A 17753-nucleotide genomic window follows, 5' to 3' on the forward strand; every position below is an offset into this window, starting at 1 on the left:
TTTCACCTTCCTTTTCAAAGGTACGCTATTATCCTCCGTACCCTTGTACTTTCTTCATATTATTTAAAAGCTCTTGTAGTACAGCTTCATTGGATTCAATGAACATCATTTCTTTATCTGATGGATCTGTTTGGATCCAAACAGAACTATCTCCTATACGGAAAATCCCTTCACCTTTTCCTGGATTGTTGAGAATAATATCAAGCTCTCCAGCAGTTAAGTTAAAGTTCTCTTGGATCTTTTTCTTATCAATCTTATTTTGCTCTAAGAAGAAATAAGAGAAAGTAGATTGCAAGATACCACGTGCTTTCACATTTTCTAAAATACGAACAAAGTCCTGACTTGCCCAACACATACCGGCATTTCTTTTACGTGAACGACGTGCTACTTTTTCTAAGAAATTAACAGTTTGTTCATAGTCGATAAACTGCCACATCTCATCCACATATAACACTTTTCGTTTGATTGCATGTTCTGGACTCTTAATCCAATGCTCCCAGATATAGTTCAGAATAACGTGGAAGGCGATTGGTTTTAAAAACCCTTCTTCTAAATGACTAATATTAAAGTTAACAACACGCGATTCATTTAACTGTGTTTCTACACCGCGTCCAAAATTACTTTGCCCATCAAATAATGGTTTTGAGCCATCACGTAAAAACGGACGAATCGCGGCAATTAACTCTTCTGCTTTCACATCATCTCCATGGTTTTCTACTATTACATCGTAAATTTCTTTTAACTCTGGCTCTGGCTTTCTCACTTGAGACTGAATTAATTGTCCATCTACTTTCTTCACTTCATCTGTATATAAAGATGAAGGGTGAGAAGTAATACCATGTCTCTCAAACACTTCACGAATCGCATCTTCTAGCATCGTGCGTTGGAATACATTTAATCCAGGTTGATCAAAGTCTTGCCCGCGAATAATAATGTCAAAGAATCCTAGTATTTCATTGATTTTCTCTAAAATTGGTACAAATCTTACATACTTCACGCCATCACGTTCTACGAGTTCTTTCTTATCGTATTGTTCAAGTGCTTCTAGTTCTTCATCTTTATCTGTAATTTGAAGTTCTGTTACTGCAATTGCACAAGGATTAATAATGATATTACTTTCAGGTGAAATATTTAAGTTAATGCCACCTAGTCGTTTGGTGATTTTTACGAATTCTCCCTCTGGATCTATGATCATCGCATGTGTATCTGCAAGTGATGTTTCACGAGCTAGCTTCATTTTTAAAAGTAAACTTTTACCGGAACCTGAAATCCCTGTCACACCAATGTTATAGTTTGGTGGACGATAATCTGCGTTACCAAATGAATTTAAAAATTCTACTTGTCCAGTAATTTTGTTCTTTCCTATTGGTATACCACCGTTAAATCTTCCGGATCCTGATACAAAGGGGGCAAATGTACATAAAGCACGTCTATCGATATTTCGGTATGTATCTTGCAGAGTATTTGGTGCACCTAGTGGCATAACCGCTTTCAAGCCACTCTTCACACGATTCCAAGTACTCGCTATTTTAAAGTGAGAGGCTTGCATTTCATCTTCGATATACTCACATAAAACATCTAATTCTTTCTTTGAATCAGCATACGCAACCGCCATCGTACTTACCATATAGGAGTCATTTTCATTAAATTGAATTTCATCCATTAGATTGTTTGTATCCTGAATTTTTGCATCTAAGTCTTTTTCCTGGTCAATATTTCCGCGTGTACGTTGGAAGGAAAGGTTCGAACGTAACATTGTTAGCTGCATATCTAACGATCGCATCGCTTTTGCTTTTGGCTCTTTATGAATATCAATCATGACATCAACCTCTCCAGCTGAAGTTAACATGTTCAGCCAATTGGTCTGCATCATACGAGGGTATCCATCACGTGGAATATAAAATGGACGGAAGAAAGTATTACTTCCTAAAGACTGCTTAATTACCCCATAGTCTTCTGCATCAATTTTCATTCCTTCTGGGGCAATGACATCAAACACAGTTGTTTGATTGTCTAATTGAGGTGGAACTTCTTCTTGTTCGTGCTCTTCCTCTTCTAGTTCCAATTCATCATTCTTTTCAGCTTCTAATTTCTTTTTTTCTTTTTTCTTCTTTCCAAACAATTTCATACTTATGCCACCCCATTATTTGATTTTTTAGCTTTTTCTTCCGCTAGAACTTTCTTCATTAACTCTAGTTTTCTCTCATTTGTTTCACTTGTTGAATACAGAGAGAAGTTCTCATTTTCAATTAAATCTTGGAAACGTGCTTTCACCGCTTTACGACGGTTAAACGCTACGTATAAGAGTTCTATTAATTTATCTTTCGTTAACATTTCTACACTAATTTTTGCTTTCGATAGTAGATTTCGGGAAGCATTATAGCGACGATATAATTCGTTAAACGCTTTATCTACAATTTTTTCTTCCAATTCTTCCTCTGTATCAGCTGTAATCGTACTAATATCAACTTTGTATGGATAAATTAAATATCGCTTTTGTTCATATCGTGGCTGCGAACGTTGCCAATACTCTAAGTTGTCGATAACTTCTTGCCCATAAAGTACTGTCTCTGGTGTAAGGTCCTTCGCACCTTTCATTGTTTCTGTCATTTTTCGTACAGGATCTGTTAAATCTACAAACTTACTTTGGATATATACCTTCGTATTAAATTCTAATGTGGTTAACCATGATTCAATTTTGATATCAATCGCTTCTTGTTCCGCATTTGAAAGTAGGTAATAGTTTACTGGGTGTGCCTCCGCGATTAGGACAAACGTGTCATCATGATAACGAATCATATGATTTTCAACTTCCTTAATGTCTTCTACAAAAGCACTAAAGAAATCCACATTATCCTCATCAATTTCCTCTGTAGCAGGCGTATTCTTTTTATTTTTCTTTCCATTTTTTTCAGCAGTACGTTTCTCTACACCGCCCTGACTTTTCCCCTTTTTCTTTATATTAAATAGCGGTTTTCCATTCATTTTCCTATAAAAGAAAAATCCTACAATGGCTACCACCGCAAAATATATCATTTCTAACATCTATAAATTCTCCTTTACCCATGTAATTGGCTCGTACCCTTTTCTCCAATTTCCTTTTTCAGAACGGCTACGCATTTTGATAAGTAAAAATTTATCTAAATACATGTGTTGTTTTTCTTTATAAATAAAAGCAAACGTTATTACAACTACTACTGTTGGTATTGCTAAAATTAAGCAAATAAAAAATGCTACAGCCGCATTAAAAGGCGCAAATAGCCGCCATAAAAATGGTACATATAAATAAAGGGATGCTCCGCCACCCAATAGATAAATCAATTGGCGTTTGCTCAGCACACCTAATAGTGTTTTTTGTTCCGAAGTCATATCAACAGGAACAGTTACTTTTCTCATTTTGTTTCCTCCCTTGTATAAGAGAAGCTCTCCCCAAATAGAGGAGAGCTTTTACAAACTCTTATGTTAAATTTTTGTAACCCAAGAAGCGATGTCGTATGCTTTGATCATGACAAAGCCTCCAATTGCCGCACAAGCTAAACCAATCATGGCTTGTGTACGGTTTTCAGGGTTTTTACCTTGTGCACCAGATAGTTTAATAGCCGCAAATACAACGCAAGCTGCTACCCAAATTCCTCCAAAACCAATTAGTGTTGTTACAAGGGTATTCATGCTTTTTTGTACAGTGGTAGCATCTGCACCACTGGTGTGCCCAGTAAGCCCCTTCTCAAAACTACCTTTTGCCAGTAAGAAATCTCCTACTGATGTTGTCATAAGTTTTGCAGACAACCAATTCAACATAATTCCTGCACCTCCGGGTGTTTTTTGCTCGCAAAACGCAAAAAGACCCCAATACACGCACACGTCCCCTAAGGACATGGCGCATATTGAGGTCTTCTCTTATATGCGAACTGATTAATTTTATATTTTATTGTAAAATCTTATTACTTTTATATTATAGCGATACAATATTAAAAAGACAAGACTTTCTTTACATATTTAGCAAAAATAGAAGCCAGATAGACGTTCTTCCTACCATCTTGCTTTTCTTCTTTAAATGAACGCCATGTTTCTATTTTTATAGATTTTGTAGTTTTGTCCTTTAGCGTATATACATGTATATACTATGCTTCTTTTTTCTTTTTCATAATAACCCCTAGCATCTGCATAATGTAGTAATAATTAAGTAAATAAGTATGTAAAAATTACATACTTAACAAGTATAATATAATTATTCTTTCTCCTCAAAAAATAAATCTACCTTTAATTATAGCGTAGCCAATAAATATACTTTTGATTTATGAGAAAAGAACATAAAAAAACAGGTAATTGTGTGTATGTCACAATCACCTGTTTTTTTTACTTATATCTACTCTTTATTTTTGTAAAATCTCATTAACCTCTTCTATACTAATTCCAGCAGCTTCCGCAGCATTTTCTATAGATATTCCCACTTTAATCATGTTTTTGACTAATTGTTTTTTAACTTTTTCCTTTGCTTTTTCTTCTGCTGTTTCTATTTCAGATATTCTGTCTTTAATCGCCTTTTCTTTTGCCTCATAGTAACGCAGAAAACCCTTATTATTCCTTAAACGTTCCCAATCTTCTATTTCTTGTTTGAAAATAGATTCTTTTTCTATTACAATCTCTCCTGAAATTTTTGTTACCTTCTTATGTTCCTCACAATACTACTTACTTTTTAAAATTTCATTAACCTTTTCCACACTTAAATCAGCAGCTTTCGCAATTTGTTCTATAGGCAACCCCATTTTAATTAAATTGTGAATTATCTCTATCTTAGTTACAATTGTAGCTTCTTCTGTGGCTTCTTCTCTGGCTTTTTTTGCAGCTTTTTCTTCTGCCGTTTCTATTTCAGATATTCTATCTTTTATTGCCTTTTCTCTCGCCTCATATAAGCGTAAAAAATCCTTATCGCTACTTAGACGCTCCCAATCCTCTATTGCCTTTTTCAAAACTGGATCTTTTTCCATCGCGATTCCCTCCAGGATTGTAGTTAATTTATCATCTTCATATGCAGGAAATAATAGTAGCCAACGTGCTAATATAGCATCCCACGGATCCATTCGTTCTTCTTGCCATTCTCGAATTACTTTTGGAATCTCTAGAAAGTGCAATTGCATATTCTCAGAAATTATGTGCTCCGATTTTTTGTTCATGACTACACCGACATTATGAAAGTCTTCTTCTTCTGGAAACAGAATGAAATCCACTATATTAATGCAAATAGTTGGTCTTAATTCTGTATACTTCATCCCCTGAGTCATTTGGGAATAATACATGCCAGCCCAGTAGAACAAAGATCGCTCGATCATGTCTTTTTTGTCGCGAACCTGTATCTCTATATTTAATTTTATACCACTATTAAGGGTAGCTCGCAAATCTAAAATAGATAATTTATCATCCTTTTGCTCCCTTGGAAGATGCGGATCATCTAAATGCAAAGAGATAATTTTCTCATCTAAAGAGGATTGTAATATCGCATTAAGAAAACCAATGAGTATATCCTCGTTTCCTTCTACTCCAAACAAGCGCTTAAAAGCAAAATCAATTCGTAAATTCACTAGATTCTTTTTTACATATACACTCATATTTTCCCTCTACCTTTCTACTTTTAAAAATTTTATTTAAAGGAATAAAAAAAGATAGAATTACAATTCTATCTTTTTCCCCTTCTATTCACCTCACCAAATATGGCTACTAGTTGTTTAATATATATGAAATATCCTCTTCACACATATTTGTCGCATTTGCAATCGTCGTAATAGAAACCCCTTCATTATAAAATTTATGAATTAATTCCATTCTTTCTTGTTCCCTAGCTTTTTTGTCTACATCCATTAATTGTTGCATAAGATTCATCTACTTAATACACACCTTTCTATTATAAAAAATCCCCTTGCTAAAATCTTACGATTTATTATATTGTGCGGAAAATGGGTTTGAAAGAAGCTTGCATCGCATCATCCAGACCTTTCCCTTGTGCTGGGTTCCATGCTGCAATAATTACGTTATAGCCCTCTTTCTTTAACTCTGTCGCAAAAGCAATTAAGGCAGCTCTTACTTTTTCATTCTCAACCAAGTCGGCATCAAATGCTAAATACACATTCTCTACACCCACATCTTTTAATACAGGCATAGCAATCCTCCATGCATTTACACCAGGAATCGCAAGAACTGTTGTCCCTACTTCAGAAAGTTCCTCTTTATTAAATCTCTTTGGAATCAAATCAGCAATCAAATCAGCTTTCATGGGGCCCTCTGTGATCATTACTGATTTCGTTTGATGTAAGGCACCAGAATTCCAGTGTTTTAAATGAGAGCTTGGTACCGCTACATGTACAGGAAGTGGATGTTCACTACCACCTGCACCAGTTCCTTGATTTTTGTTTGCTGATGAGAGCCATAAATATTTTTGCCCTTTATGAATCTTTACAACAATTCGTTCCTCATGAAATGGAATCTCTACCTTTTTGCTCACTTCTAGTTCGCCTTCAAAGATACAATCACCATTTTTAGTTATCTTTACAACATTAGGCTGTTCGATTAATTCCGCTTGAACTCCAGTAGGTGCCGATTTCACATGAACGGAGTTTTTCACTTCATCCACACGAACTTGCCATCCAACAATTTGATTGTACTGGTTTCGAAACGGAATCATTATACCAGGAGAACCTGACATCAAACGAAGAGAAAGCTGACCTTTCTTCATCTCATAAAATCCCGGAATTCCCTGCCAGTAATTTTTATTCCCAATCTGTTTAAATAACTTTTCCCAAACTGTCGTATATGTATTATCCTCTTCTAACTCAATTTGTTGTTTTAAGAAAGAACGATATTGACGTACTTGTATTTGTTCTTCAGTCATTTTTCTATCTCGTAATAAATGTGTATGATGATGCTCTTGTAATGGTATGAAATCCATTAACTTACGATTAAACACATTTAATTCCATATTGCTTTTCCTATCATGAACCTGAACTTCATCCACTTCAGGCAATTGATACTCATTTTTTCCATTTATGTAGTGAATGTAGCTTGGATTGCTCGTATTTTTCCCATAGACCCATTTGCTTTCTACACGGGTACATGCTACCTTCTCTTGCGAAACATGAAGCATGCAATTACCTGTATCATGACAAATCGGACACGTAACACGATAAAATTCCCACCAGCTACCTCTTGGATAAGCACTTGTTAAACGAAATTGACCTTTTTGAATGTTATAATTCATTTTTCCCCACTCCTTGTATAGTGTTTATTATATATGGAACAGATACTTCCATTAAACTCTTTATACTTCTATTTAGATATTATCTTTGTTCTCCTAACGGATATACAAAAGAATATGTATCACAAACTAAATAATCGTTTCTATGTTCTTGATCTAGCAAAGCCGATTCTACATATGCTTCAAATGCTCTAGCAAACATCTCATGATTTGTAGACCAATACTTATTTGTTCTCTTCTTATCTAACTTAATTGCTGTATCAAAGTATACAGACTTGAAAACAACACAAAAAGGCTTCTTCAAGTCGATTAAATATGTGCATAGCAAAATAAGCTATATACATTAATCGGCTCAAAGAAGCCCTTTCAAAATTGAAACAAGACGCAGCTTGTTCTACAACTCAACCACAACACAAAAAAGGTGTGGGAATAAACGGAATCAATTAAACAAAAAATATAATTCCATATTAATGAATTCATATTAAAATTTCAATAAATTTATATTTCCTTAAAATTTTTAAGTTATTTTCCAGTGAATATTTTTGTATAACTATATGTTTCTATCGTTTTAAATTGCAACTCTAAATCTTGCTCTCCTATATTAGCTCTTACATATCCCACTAATTTCATCAATCATTCCCTAATACTATTTAAAAGCTATCATTGTTTTATATATTCTATTTCAGACTAACTCCCAGATGGATTAAAGGTACGATTTTCCACATCATTTTCCCGCATCATCTAAATTATCAACGTTTAGACAAAATAACGAGACATTATTATTTTCTATTTTCGTTTGTTTTGTTTAAATAGGCTAATCTATCAATTTTATTAAATCTATTGATTTAATTACATATTATAGTTACATTCATATACTATAGTAGATTGCTAGAAAGTAGGCGTAACCACGGATAGTTGCGTTGTGTTTGTAAACGGATAACCTTTTTTAGTTCTTTCAGTAGCTGGTATCGAAATTGCTAGATTAGAGATTTCTCTTCAAGTAGCATTAGCTCTCTTTTTTATTTCCCCTTATGTTTCATTAACTACAAACAAGACGCCACCCAGATTACGGCAGATCCTACGATAATTGCTATGAACTTAATCAAACTACTTTATCCTAACATTATTTATTTTTTTGCTTCCATACCCTATTCTCTCTATAATAAGTGTTCTTGCTATTTATGAAGTCAGCGGTATTACCAGGAATATTATATTTCTTATTCGTTTTCTTTGCCTTATTCTTCAGCCTTTTTTCTTCTTGAATAGCTTGTAAATCTGCCTTCCATTGTTTCAACAAATTCTTTTCACGTCGCATCGAATTTGTACCCCTTGGATTAAGATGTGAACCAAATAATTAGATTCTACCTATTTATTGACCCTTTAATCTAAATATCCATTTTTTAAAATTCACTTTTAATGTGTAATTTTTATATAACGAAGAAAAAAGCACCCGTATTGGATGCTTAATGTATACTAATATTAATATTGAATAACTTCATTGATAGACTTTCAAGCACAATAAATATACTAGCTGAAACTGATCTATATCCGATATTCTTTCCTGTAACATTAATAGTAATCTCCGCCAAATGGATTGGTACATCACCTTTTTCAAAAATTTTATCTTCAACCTTCTCAACTATTGCTACATTATCAACTTCTTTAAAAGTTTTTAGCAATTTTGTTTCTAATAAAGTAAAATCAAAATTTTTATCTTTAACCACATCAAATATTATCTTCATTTTTCTTTCCCCATTATTAACTAGTTAATATACATCTATTTAATTATATATTCTTGTATTAAATAATTCAAAAAATATGTTTTATTGAATTTCCTATAGTTAACCTATCTAATAGAGAGAAATAAAAAGATAAGTTCCTCTTCCAATTCAAGAGTATCCTCAACCTTCTCGTTTATACTCCGTAAGGCTAGCTCAATACTTCCGCTATTTAATGAACTTGTAAGATATTGATATGGCGATTTAAACTAAATTCAATTAGGAAGAAACAAATCGCTCCTATCTTGTCTGCTTTCTCCAGGCAATCTAATTGTTGCTATGCAATGTTCTTTAAATCAAATTGTGTAGGATTCTCTGTAGATTTTGCTTCAAATGCGATAGCTCCTCCCTTATACACACCGTCATAATCTACTGTACTTTTAAGGCTTCATAGAATCCACTCCGCCTCGTTACTACATTTCATGTACTAGATTGATAAGAATTTCAAATGCCATTTCGCATTTTCTGATTCCCCTTGTTATTCCTCACTTTCTATTAAAAGGATTATGTTATTAAGTTTCCGTAAAATGGTAATTAATATATAATTAAACTATTCAAATCTTAGGTGGTGATGTAAATGACTGAAACAATCCGAATTGTCATTTTCACTCTTATAGGAATAAGTGCCATATTTTCTGTAATCAAAGAATTTCAAAAACCCGAAAAAAGAAAGTTTTGGATTACATTCGAAACTTTAATTCTGATTGGGACAGCCTGGACGCTAATAGGGCTTCTCGTGTAACCTACATAATTAGTCCCCCCTTGAATAAAACTTAATATTCCGTCAATAATATATATGACATTAGATTTTCTCCTTGTTCCCCTTGGAGAATCGAGCAGTTAGCTTTTGCTAGCTGCTCTTTGTTTGTAAAAAACGAACACAATTGACTACACGCACATATAGTGTACTGTGTTCCTTTCTTTATAAATTGAAATAGTCATTATAAAATCAATCACGTCACGAGAGCACTTTATTAAGTGCTCTTTTCGTATTTCAAATACATACAAAATGAACCTTTTATACTAATCTTCCTCTTCGCTAACTCCCTCTGATAAGCTGGTATTGTATAATAACGAACCGTTTTAAGAAGTACGTCCATATGTTGAGCGCATTCCTTTATGGTCCCGAGACATACGAATGATTCACTCTTATAAACGACGTATTCCTTTAAGTTCATTTTTCATTCTCCTTTTCTAATAAAATAGAATTTTTGTTCAGTTTTATCGCACTCAAGAGATATAGACAACTATATGTTTAAGTGTTAAAATTTTATTGTGAATCCCATATAGGTTCACAAATGACTTTTTTCTCTGTTCATGGGGCTTTTACGTAATAGTAAAGGCCATTTTTTTATTCAAATTACGATTTCCATCACTTTTCCCATACATTTATGAAACATTCGTATATCGCGTTATAAAAGTCCTTTTTTGAATCATTTTCATTCTGTCAAAAAGGCCTAGTCCCCCTAGTTTTTTTGCGTTTAAATAAAGAGGTGTAATGTATTTCTCAATGTACAAAATAATATTCGAATGGAATTCCAATACATATTATTAAAATTAAAGTGTTCCTAGTGGGAAAAACGCACACTTTGATGTTATTTCTATGAAAAATATTTACAAAAAAAACGGTCTAAATCTAGACCATTTTTTCTTTTAATTATTCATATTCAGATGTAATTGTATTATATTTTTTCTTTTGATCTGCATCATCTGTTATTAGCCAAATGAATTGTTTTTTATGACCTTTAGCACTAAGCATTTCAGTTTCCTTTAAACTATTACATAGGCTTGTAAAAAGCTTTTTGAATGCATTTAAACTCCATAGATGTTCAATTTTAGACTTATCGCTTAGTGCCCCCATATTATTAGAACATCCTACATTATTTAGGCAGAATGTCGCCAATAAACACGCTATTATTATATTTATAATATGGCTTTTTTATCTTCTGTAGCAAGAGAACCTGCATAATTAATCCTATTAAATCATTAAAAGATATGCCAAATACAAACAGCATTTTAATAAATTCCCCACAATAACTGAACTATTTAGTTTTTTCATCTATTTTTTATTTACCTTAAAGTAATCCATTCATAACTTGCCCACTCTTTTGGTTTTTTATCGTACTTAATACGACCAGTCGTACAGAATGAAGCAATCATCCATTGTATACTGTTCATCTTGGCATATGGATCAATACAATCCTCTATTTTTTTTAATTGATAGCCTGTACTATTTTTCTGCCAAATTGTATATAAACGAAAATGGGTTGTCGTAACAAGTCTAGCTTTTGTTGTAACTTGCCATTTTGCAATTTTCGTTAAATCTTCTTTTACTTTTCTTTCATAATCTTGTTTTACTACCTTATAACCCTTCTCTTTATTAATTAGTCCATTCGAGAATGTAAAAGGCATTTGATGCACCTCATAGACTTTTCCTTCTTCATCTCCTAAAATATTTGATTGTACTAGGAATATATTTTTTAGTTTTAACTGTTCCGTTAATTCTTTTCCGCTCCGATAAAACGGTTTTTTTATCTTCTGAAGCAGGACAACCTGTACAATTAATCCGATAAGTAACGGATACGCTAGTATAAAAACCATATTAATAAACATATTTGTAATAAGTACCCCTACTAGTGAAAATATTGTAAAATAAATATACGTTTCTCTTTGATGAATGATTCTACTATTCAATCCAACATACCTCCGTTTTGATAAATAGTGAAACCAACATACACAATCGCTCCTAATAAAATAGAACAAGCCCCTGGAAAACTCTGTATCAGCTGTATTTCTTTTTTCGGTAGTTTTGCCCCAAATATAGAAGCAGCATGCTCCAATTGGTCTTCAAATGCTCCTACAAACCCTAAAATTTTAATTAATCGATACACACTAGCAATCCAAAAGAATAGTAAATGGAAAGCTGTTAATGTAATAGCGGTAAGGATAGCTGTTTCTTTTACTACATTACTAATATATAAAGCTACAACAATAATCATTTTTGTATCACCTGGTGAAGAAAATTTAAATGTCTCTAACAACAAACCACATGCTAAGGCCATGGCTAGTACAATCACAATCTCTTTCCCTGTTCTTATTCCAGCAAAATACGTGATCCCTATACCTACAATTAAAAATAGCAAATGCCATATATTTTTCGTTTTTCTATATTTCAAATCAGTAAATACATTTAGGGCCATATATCCTATTAGTATTCCTATTACATACATACTCATAATTCTTTCTCCTTATTTTCCCCTGTTTTGATTGTTATTACGGTCCACTCACTAAAGACCAAGTGACTGTAGAAGTATAAGTGGCTTGCCTATTCTTCCCAACGTAAGTTGTCCCTGGATCTAACTGCAGTTGTAATCCATTTTGCCCAAAATCGACTTGATATTCTCCAATTGCTACATCTTTCGAAGAACGGATAATAGTGTGTGCTGCCCCATTATCAATAGGTATATTAGGAATCTGTACAATAGGCTTCCCTGTCTCTAGGCCTTTTACTTTTGTTACACTCACTTGATTTTTTAAGGATAGAGAACCCTTTGGCAATTGTTTTGCTATGTTCGACTCTGTAAATGGCGAAATAGTCATAATTAATCTCCATCCATCCGCTTGATTTCGACTATCATGTATCATGAGTTTCCCTAATGTGCCAAATGAATTTTGTTTTTCTCCATTTAATTGAATCGGGCTGAACTGAACACTTTTTGGTACAGTGAGCATGTCCACCTGTCCTTTTTGTGTGCTAGAAATATGCTTTGTCGCACTTTTATTCCCAGCTTTATCTACCGTTCGGATATGTACATATTGTGGTTTCGAATAATCCATCGGAAACTGAATGCTAGTCTGACTTGTGAACTGAATACCATTTACATTATCAAGTGATATATCCGGTTTATCATTTACTACATATTCATAGCCCTTTACTGCGCTTGTTACAGTTGCAGGGACCTCCTTAGAAAAGTCTGAAACGCCATTCCTACCAACTCCACGAATTTTATAATGATAGGTACTTCCTTCATCTTTCGCGGAATCAAATGTGACTTTTGTTTCCTTTAGCTCTCTATTTTCAACTTGAAAACCTTCAGGTGCGGTTGGTGTTGCCTGATCCCTTGCCTCTTTATCTACATAATCAGAGAGTCCACCCTTATATATTTGCTGATTCCCTCGGTATACTTCTGCTTCTGATGCATATCCCACTTTTAACTCGTCTACATATGTAATTCCTTCTGAATAGGCAAGCATATAAAAAGTTACGCCTCGTTGCTCGGTGATATAAAAAGGATTATTTGCAACTTGAGTATTCATACTAAATGTAGACCATCCATTTATTTCTTTGTTCAAATCATTCTTTGTGACCGTACGATTATTCGGTAATTGTATAGGTGCTGCCCATTTTCTCGTTTTTAAGCGGTCTCCTTGTTTCATCGGAGTAACAATAGGACTATTTAATATTAACTTCCCTTTTCCAGATCCATCCTGGTAAGGTATTACCTTATCTATCATGGGCGAATCTTGATACACATCTTTGTTTATATCCGACGTTATATGTCTTCTATCCCTTGGTATGTTGGTACCTGGTTCCCTCTCTGGAAACAAAGAAGTGTTACTAATTTCTAATTCTTTCGAACCGGATGGGACATCTTTTAAAACAGTAGTGTTGTAATAATCAAACTTTCTCCCTGTTTCCCAACTTCCATCACCATAAAAGCTAATTTTCCCCACCCCTTGTGACTTTGCTTTAAAAGTAGCGGAAATATAAGCATTATTAGGGACGTTTAACCTCTTAAAAACAGCGATAGAATCTGTTCTAACAGTATAGGGATATAAGACTCGATTCCCTCCTAATTTTGTATCAAATACTTTGTACCCGCTGGTATCTGTACCATTTGGATAAAAGACCTCAGATTGTAGACTTTGATTCCCATCTCCATAAAAATCTCCCCAACCATTCATTAAATTGACATCTTTAGGATTATTAAAATCAATTTTCCATAGTACATCTTGATCTAAGATATCAATTGCCCATTCTAATTTGACCTCATTCTCTTTCCCACTTGCAGTGAGTGTTGGAATACCATTCTGCTTATTTACTGCTTGATCAGCTAATACATTGTTATCTTTTATACCTATAAATAAGCATGCAGCGGTTAAAAGCATGACCGAAGTGAAAATCTTCACCCGTTTCACCCTATCCTCTCCCTCACTTTATTAGTATTTATGAGGATTTTTGTTCTTCTCACTGTGTAGAATGCTTCTTTCTCCACCATACAAATACAAATATTGAAATGATTAATATTACAACACCAGCCACTATCATATATGTTTGATTAGAATACTTCGGTAATACCTTTACTTCACCTGTTTGTTCCGCGTACTCGGTCACATGAGAAGCAGTTATTTGGAATTCTTCTGTATATGTTTTGGTACACCATTCTCTTTTATTGTGACTTTTAGCATATACTTTCCATCTTTGTATTCTTTCGCTTTCCATGGAATAGCCAATCCTACCTTGGATTTCGGGGCAACATTGAACGCTGGAATATTCCCATGAAATAGAACGTTATCCTTAGATAAAACTTTATAGTAAACTGCCACATCCCTCACGATATTTGCATTTGTATTTTGAATAAGTGCATGTACTTGCGGTTGTGTTGGATATGATTCGATCGCTGTGCCATTTAACTTCATAGATAAATTATTAACAGAATTTTCAGTCTCAACTACATTCAGCTGTATTGCCACCGCGTATTCAATCCTGTTATGTACAGAGAAGTTCAATCCATCTTTTTCAAGCCCCTGTGATTTTATATCTTGCGCTAATTGAAATAATAATCCACCTAAAAATACTCCATCTTGATTAGGTGTCGTCACATGTATCTCTATGGTTTTGGTTTGATTTCCTTCTAAAGTAACAGTAGAAGGAGCTTGCACATACTGATCCATATAAAAATCTGTATCCATTAACGTACTTTGTGAAACCTCACGATTTGACACATACATAATACCACCATTTGTAGAGGTTAGAGCATTGGCCACTTTTATATTCACTTTAATTTGAGTATTAGCTTTATTGTGTACATCCAATTTCACTGTTTGGTTCTGTTTCTTTTTCACATGCAAATTAAAATAGTTTTTGATATCACCTAATTGATTATCTGGAACATGAATGTTTACATCAAATGGTAGACTTTCTTGTTTTTCTTCTGCATAAACAAGATGAAAAGGTTTTAGGAATAAGCTCAAAGTAAACACAATACCCACTAATATACTCATAGAAATTTTATAAGCATAACTATTCATATTGCACCTTCTTTCTATACACAGAAGAGAAGCATATCTATAATATGTATCTCTTCTGCATTATAATTTCTAATCAGGGGCCTATTATAATGGAATAGGTAAGTTTCGACTCATATGAGGTAGCACCAGCCTTAATCTCTACATATGTACTATGTGGATTTAGAGTTAACACCTTAGACTTATCATTAAAACTCACGTTATACTTTCCCATACCCTCATCTTTTTTCGCACTTAAAATTGTAACCTGATTATCTGTATCTATTATAAAGTTAGTTGTTTTAAACTCCGGATTAGGTGAGCTTGTCCCACCAATTTTCGTAATAGCAGCACCACCACTATTTAAAACTAAAGAACCCTTTGGAAGTGTCCGATTTGACTTTGCATCTCCACTTACTTTAAATTGATCTGCTTTTACGTTGATTCTCCAACCATTTCCTGAACCCGTCGCATCTGTCACTGTAAGTACTCCAGGATTGGCATTTGTCACTTGGGTTTCTCCACTTAGCGTTACGGAGTTAAAGTTACTAATTGGTGTAACCGCAATAATATGCTCACCACCCGTTATACTTTGATTTAGTTTTGTCTCAGCTGTTGTTGCTGCGCTTGCAGGTGTACCTATTACTGATATACTTAGTGCAATTGTTGCCAATGTAGGAATCATTACTTTACAAAATTTCATCATTAGCCCTCCATATTTTTTAGAATAGAAAGAGCCACTTAAATCGTGACTCCCATTACCTACAACCATAAGAAATTAAATTTAGTTCCAAGAATCTACATCTGCATTTTTTGATGCTTTTGTGAATCGAGCTAAAATTGTATCATAGCCACCTTGAATTGCTTTCCATACAAATGGACCAATCACTAATACGATAATGACAGCCAAGGCGATTAACATACCATTTTCTGATGATAATTGTGAGTCTTCATTTTTTAACCAATTCTTCATTTTTGCTAACATTGCATTTCATCTCCTTTATATATCGATTTTAAGAATCTACAAAAATAAGAAATTACTTATCTAAATTCCACATCAGTTGTTCCAAGAATTCACATCTGCATTTTTCGATGCTTTTGTGAATCGAGCTAAAATTGTATCATAGCCACCTTGAATTGCTTTCCATACAAATGGACCAATCACTAATACGATAATGACCGCTAGGGCAATTAACATACCGTTTTCTGATGATAGTTGTGAATCTTCATTTTTTAACCAATTTTTCATTTTTGTTAACATGATTAGAACTCCCTTATCTACTTATTTAAGCTGTACGTAATAAACATCATTAATTTAAAACTTCTATTGTTTGTTCCAAGAATTCACATCTGCATTGCTTGATGCTTTTGTAAATCTAGCTAGAATTGTGTCATATCCGCCTTGAATTGCTTTCCAAACAAACGGGCCAATCACTAATACAATAATTACCGCCAAGGCAATCAACATACCGTTTTCTGATGATAATTGTGAGTCTTCGTTTTTTAACCAATTCTTCATTTTTGTTAACATGTGTATTACTCCTCTTCTTATTCAATTTTGGGTACTAGCTTCTTATATACTTGCAAATCCTTGCATTAAGGATTGAATAACAATAACCATTGGATAAATCACAATACAGCCAATAACGGCAACGTTAAATTTATTCATTTCCATTGGTTTGTTTTGAATCAAGCGGTTGTAGTTCTCATGTTTTAACTCACGCATCATTTTAATTTGTGCATCCATAATACGAAGACTTTGTACCTTGTCCGTTTTTTGTGCCTGTTGCAACGCAATGGTAAAGGTATTTACTTCTGGACTATTTAAAGCTGCTGCGAAGTTCCTAAACGGTTGATCCGAACCCGCATACATTTCTAATTCCGCTGTAAGGGTAGATACATACGGGCGAAGATGTCTCCCGGCATATATCTGCGCCTTTTTTACTGCGTCTAATGTTGTATGTGTTTTTAACAACTGCAGCATCGGAATTAGATACTCTGGTAATTCGAACCTTCTCGCTTCCATCGCCTGCTTTTTTCTTTTCTTTAATAGATAATCAGGATAGAAATAAAGCAGCGGTGAAATTAAAACGCCAACTTTAAATAAGTAGTAATCATGAAACACTGTACATATCAAGAAAACCGAAGTAAAAATGATAGGATACGCAACCTTCATTTTCAAGTATTCTTCTGGTTTCGTATCCAAACCAGCTTCTTCTAATTTTTTCTGAATTTGCTCTTTCTTTTCTTCTATCAAATACTTATATGATAACGATCGGAAAGGAGCAAGCATCATTTGATTTAAATTCTTTTTTTCAATACGCTTCGCATTCTCTACATAATGAGTAAGTACACTCCCACTATCTTTTTTACTTTGTAGAAAGGTGGAGAATACCCAATACATGACAACAAATATGACCAAACTTAAAAACGCAGCCATC

The 17753-nt window shown here is 33.8% G+C and carries 20 protein-coding genes and 4 pseudogenes; 2 read left to right on the plus strand and 22 right to left on the minus strand.

Going from position 1 to position 17753, the window contains the following annotated elements:
• Positions 1 to 28 precede the first annotated feature (28 nt).
• The 8 genes and pseudogenes from KZZ19_RS28845 to KZZ19_RS28880 form a co-directional block, all read right to left on the minus strand.
• Positions 29 to 2128 (minus strand): VirB4 family type IV secretion system protein, encoded by a 2100-nt coding sequence (locus KZZ19_RS28845; protein ID WP_348638055.1) that lies wholly within the window; start codon positions 2126 to 2128, stop codon positions 29 to 31.
• Between the two features lie 2 nt (positions 2129 to 2130).
• Entirely contained in the window at positions 2131 to 3045 is a 915-nt protein-coding gene (locus tag KZZ19_RS28850; RefSeq protein ID WP_348638056.1) for a hypothetical protein, read from the minus strand.
• Positions 3046 to 3396 carry a PrgI family protein gene (locus KZZ19_RS28855; protein ID WP_098342701.1) on the minus strand — a complete coding sequence of 117 codons (351 nt, stop codon included), beginning with the start codon at positions 3394 to 3396 and terminating at the stop codon, positions 3046 to 3048. It abuts the gene before it with no gap.
• A gap of 66 nt (positions 3397 to 3462) precedes the next feature.
• Positions 3463 to 3798, minus strand: a complete 336-nt coding sequence (locus KZZ19_RS28860) for a hypothetical protein (protein WP_098342730.1) — start codon at positions 3796 to 3798, stop codon at positions 3463 to 3465.
• 887 nt (positions 3799 to 4685) lie between these two features.
• Positions 4686 to 5606: an Rpn family recombination-promoting nuclease/putative transposase gene (locus KZZ19_RS28865; RefSeq protein WP_237982779.1), complete on the minus strand. Its 921-nt coding sequence runs from the start codon at positions 5604 to 5606 to the stop codon at positions 4686 to 4688.
• 109 nt (positions 5607 to 5715) lie between these two features.
• Positions 5716 to 5877, minus strand: coding sequence for a hypothetical protein (locus KZZ19_RS28870; RefSeq protein ID WP_176535853.1), 162 nt, complete (start codon positions 5875 to 5877; stop codon positions 5716 to 5718).
• Positions 5878 to 5935: 58 nt separating this feature from the next.
• Positions 5936 to 7249, minus strand: a complete 1314-nt coding sequence (locus tag KZZ19_RS28875) for a DUF3854 domain-containing protein (protein WP_237982780.1) — start codon at positions 7247 to 7249, stop codon at positions 5936 to 5938.
• Positions 7239 to 7520: pseudogene (locus KZZ19_RS28880) on the minus strand (LPD1 domain-containing protein); the annotation flags it as partial. The pseudogene KZZ19_RS28880 and the gene KZZ19_RS28875, both read right to left, overlap by 11 nt.
• A gap of 648 nt (positions 7521 to 8168) precedes the next feature.
• Between KZZ19_RS28880 and KZZ19_RS28885 the strand changes: the two are divergent.
• Positions 8169 to 8261: pseudogene (locus tag KZZ19_RS28885) on the plus strand (DUF3956 family protein); the annotation flags it as partial.
• Positions 8262 to 8369: 108 nt separating this feature from the next.
• On the opposite strand, the gene KZZ19_RS28890 reads toward KZZ19_RS28885, so the two are convergent.
• From KZZ19_RS28890 to KZZ19_RS28900, 3 genes and pseudogenes are all read right to left on the minus strand, one after another.
• Complete coding sequence (locus tag KZZ19_RS28890; protein WP_237982781.1) at positions 8370 to 8561, minus strand: hypothetical protein; 192 nt, start codon at positions 8559 to 8561, stop codon at positions 8370 to 8372.
• Between the two features lie 148 nt (positions 8562 to 8709).
• The gene (locus KZZ19_RS28895) at positions 8710 to 8988 is read right to left on the minus strand and encodes a hypothetical protein (protein WP_237982782.1); all 279 of its coding nucleotides are present in this window, start codon (positions 8986 to 8988) and stop codon (positions 8710 to 8712) included.
• Between the two features lie 229 nt (positions 8989 to 9217).
• Positions 9218 to 9426 (minus strand): annotated as a pseudogene (locus tag KZZ19_RS28900) (Holliday junction resolvase RecU); the annotation flags it as partial.
• Between the two features lie 175 nt (positions 9427 to 9601).
• Here KZZ19_RS28900 and KZZ19_RS28905 point away from each other — a divergent pair.
• Complete coding sequence (locus tag KZZ19_RS28905; RefSeq protein ID WP_237982783.1) at positions 9602 to 9766, plus strand: hypothetical protein; 165 nt, start codon at positions 9602 to 9604, stop codon at positions 9764 to 9766.
• Positions 9767 to 9998: 232 nt separating this feature from the next.
• Here the strand turns inward: KZZ19_RS28905 and KZZ19_RS28910 are convergent, their stop codons facing one another.
• From KZZ19_RS28910 to KZZ19_RS28960, 11 genes and pseudogenes are all read right to left on the minus strand, one after another.
• Positions 9999 to 10202: a hypothetical protein gene (locus tag KZZ19_RS28910; protein WP_237982784.1), complete on the minus strand. Its 204-nt coding sequence runs from the start codon at positions 10200 to 10202 to the stop codon at positions 9999 to 10001.
• 479 nt (positions 10203 to 10681) lie between these two features.
• The gene (locus tag KZZ19_RS28915) at positions 10682 to 10885 is read right to left on the minus strand and encodes a hypothetical protein (RefSeq protein ID WP_237982785.1); all 204 of its coding nucleotides are present in this window, start codon (positions 10883 to 10885) and stop codon (positions 10682 to 10684) included.
• A 209-nt stretch (positions 10886 to 11094) separates the two neighbouring features.
• On the minus strand, positions 11095 to 11718 hold the full coding sequence (locus KZZ19_RS28920; RefSeq protein ID WP_237982786.1) for a hypothetical protein: 624 nt from the start codon (positions 11716 to 11718) through the stop codon (positions 11095 to 11097).
• Positions 11715 to 12260, minus strand: a complete 546-nt coding sequence (locus KZZ19_RS28925; protein ID WP_237982787.1) for a hypothetical protein — start codon at positions 12258 to 12260, stop codon at positions 11715 to 11717. The genes KZZ19_RS28920 and KZZ19_RS28925 overlap by 4 nt, the downstream gene beginning before the upstream one ends.
• Before the next feature lie 37 nt (positions 12261 to 12297).
• Complete coding sequence (locus KZZ19_RS28930) at positions 12298 to 14193, minus strand: WxL domain-containing protein (protein WP_265413195.1); 1896 nt, start codon at positions 14191 to 14193, stop codon at positions 12298 to 12300.
• 79 nt (positions 14194 to 14272) lie between these two features.
• Positions 14273 to 15336: pseudogene (locus KZZ19_RS28935) on the minus strand (WxL protein peptidoglycan domain-containing protein).
• Positions 15337 to 15409: 73 nt separating this feature from the next.
• Positions 15410 to 16015: a WxL domain-containing protein gene (locus KZZ19_RS28940; RefSeq protein ID WP_237982790.1), complete on the minus strand. Its 606-nt coding sequence runs from the start codon at positions 16013 to 16015 to the stop codon at positions 15410 to 15412.
• Between the two features lie 81 nt (positions 16016 to 16096).
• Positions 16097 to 16297, minus strand: a complete 201-nt coding sequence (locus KZZ19_RS28945) for a hypothetical protein (protein ID WP_000879950.1) — start codon at positions 16295 to 16297, stop codon at positions 16097 to 16099.
• 72 nt (positions 16298 to 16369) lie between these two features.
• Positions 16370 to 16573 (minus strand): hypothetical protein, encoded by a 204-nt coding sequence (locus tag KZZ19_RS28950; protein WP_226546249.1) that lies wholly within the window; start codon positions 16571 to 16573, stop codon positions 16370 to 16372.
• 63 nt (positions 16574 to 16636) lie between these two features.
• Positions 16637 to 16843, minus strand: a complete 207-nt coding sequence (locus KZZ19_RS28955) for a hypothetical protein (RefSeq protein WP_000956354.1) — start codon at positions 16841 to 16843, stop codon at positions 16637 to 16639.
• Between the two features lie 42 nt (positions 16844 to 16885).
• The gene (locus KZZ19_RS28960) at positions 16886 to 17752 is read right to left on the minus strand and encodes a hypothetical protein (RefSeq protein ID WP_237982791.1); all 867 of its coding nucleotides are present in this window, start codon (positions 17750 to 17752) and stop codon (positions 16886 to 16888) included.
• Position 17753 lies beyond the last annotated feature (1 nt).

Origin of the sequence: Bacillus thuringiensis (assembly GCF_022095615.2) — a bacterium.
GTDB classification, from domain to species: Bacteria; Bacillota; Bacilli; order Bacillales; family Bacillaceae_G; genus Bacillus_A; species Bacillus_A cereus_AG.

Coding starts and splice junctions, on each gene's coding strand:
- KZZ19_RS28845 (WP_348638055.1), bottom strand. CDS start 2,128: ATGAAATTGTTTGGAAAGAAGAAAAAAGAAAAAAAGAAATTAGAAGCT.
- KZZ19_RS28850 (WP_348638056.1), bottom strand. CDS start 3,045: ATGTTAGAAATGATATATTTTGCGGTGGTAGCCATTGTAGGATTTTTC.
- KZZ19_RS28855 (WP_098342701.1), bottom strand. CDS start 3,396: ATGAGAAAAGTAACTGTTCCTGTTGATATGACTTCGGAACAAAAAACA.
- KZZ19_RS28860 (WP_098342730.1), bottom strand. CDS start 3,798: ATGTTGAATTGGTTGTCTGCAAAACTTATGACAACATCAGTAGGAGAT.
- KZZ19_RS28865 (WP_237982779.1), bottom strand. CDS start 5,606: ATGAGTGTATATGTAAAAAAGAATCTAGTGAATTTACGAATTGATTTT.
- KZZ19_RS28870 (WP_176535853.1), bottom strand. CDS start 5,877: ATGAATCTTATGCAACAATTAATGGATGTAGACAAAAAAGCTAGGGAA.
- KZZ19_RS28875 (WP_237982780.1), bottom strand. CDS start 7,249: ATGAATTATAACATTCAAAAAGGTCAATTTCGTTTAACAAGTGCTTAT.
- KZZ19_RS28890 (WP_237982781.1), bottom strand. CDS start 8,561: ATGCGACGTGAAAAGAATTTGTTGAAACAATGGAAGGCAGATTTACAA.
- KZZ19_RS28895 (WP_237982782.1), bottom strand. CDS start 8,988: ATGAAGATAATATTTGATGTGGTTAAAGATAAAAATTTTGATTTTACT.
- KZZ19_RS28905 (WP_237982783.1), top strand. CDS start 9,602: ATGACTGAAACAATCCGAATTGTCATTTTCACTCTTATAGGAATAAGT.
- KZZ19_RS28910 (WP_237982784.1), bottom strand. CDS start 10,202: ATGAACTTAAAGGAATACGTCGTTTATAAGAGTGAATCATTCGTATGT.
- KZZ19_RS28915 (WP_237982785.1), bottom strand. CDS start 10,885: ATGGGGGCACTAAGCGATAAGTCTAAAATTGAACATCTATGGAGTTTA.
- KZZ19_RS28925 (WP_237982787.1), bottom strand. CDS start 12,260: ATGAGTATGTATGTAATAGGAATACTAATAGGATATATGGCCCTAAAT.
- KZZ19_RS28930 (WP_265413195.1), bottom strand. CDS start 14,193: ATGCTTTTAACCGCTGCATGCTTATTTATAGGTATAAAAGATAACAAT.
- KZZ19_RS28940 (WP_237982790.1), bottom strand. CDS start 16,015: ATGAAATTTTGTAAAGTAATGATTCCTACATTGGCAACAATTGCACTA.
- KZZ19_RS28945 (WP_000879950.1), bottom strand. CDS start 16,297: ATGTTAGCAAAAATGAAGAATTGGTTAAAAAATGAAGACTCACAATTA.
- KZZ19_RS28950 (WP_226546249.1), bottom strand. CDS start 16,573: ATGTTAACAAAAATGAAAAATTGGTTAAAAAATGAAGATTCACAACTA.
- KZZ19_RS28955 (WP_000956354.1), bottom strand. CDS start 16,843: ATGTTAACAAAAATGAAGAATTGGTTAAAAAACGAAGACTCACAATTA.
- KZZ19_RS28960 (WP_237982791.1), bottom strand. CDS start 17,752: ATGGCTGCGTTTTTAAGTTTGGTCATATTTGTTGTCATGTATTGGGTA.